Here is a 584-nt window from a genome sequence, read left to right on the forward strand (position 1 = left end):
ACCTCGCTTGCCAGCTCTTCGACAGAATTCGCAGCGGAATCGACGATGTGTTTCGCTTGTTGAGCGTTTTCATCGGCGTGTCGCGCTGATTCTGCTGCTTGGTTAGCGTTGTTCGAAATCTCATGCGCGGTGGCTGTCATTTCCGTCATCGCTGCGGCAACTTGCTCGGTTTCTTCACGTTGACCGCCAGCGAGTTCGTCGACTTGAGAGGCGCGTTGCGACATGTTGTTGGTTTCTGCGACGACTTCTTCACCAACTTGAGTCACGCTCTTGATGGTGCCCTGTAGGCTTTCAACAAAGATATTGAAGTTGTGCGCTAACTGTTTGAACTCAGGTACGTTGGACTCGTGCATGCGTGCCGTAAGGTCGGCATCGCCTTGCGCGAAGGATTGGATCGAGGCATCAAACTGTTCGATTGGTCGCATGATGCTACGATTCACAAACACGGCGAAGATAGCAACCACGGCAGCGATAGAAACACAGAACAGCGCAATGGCCACTAGAGTCGTGTTGAGCGCGTCATGGGCTGAAGCTTCCATTTCTGCAATGACGGCATCAATGTCATCGGTGTAAAAGCCGGTACC

The 584-nt window shown here is 52.6% G+C and carries 1 protein-coding gene; it reads right to left on the bottom strand.

What is annotated here, in order from left to right; genetic code table 11:
- Positions 1–584, bottom strand: a 584-nt coding sequence (locus tag R7040_RS28360) for a methyl-accepting chemotaxis protein (protein ID WP_318097873.1), incomplete at both ends; no start/stop codon positions are given.

This window comes from Vibrio sp. 1069, assembly GCF_033340555.1.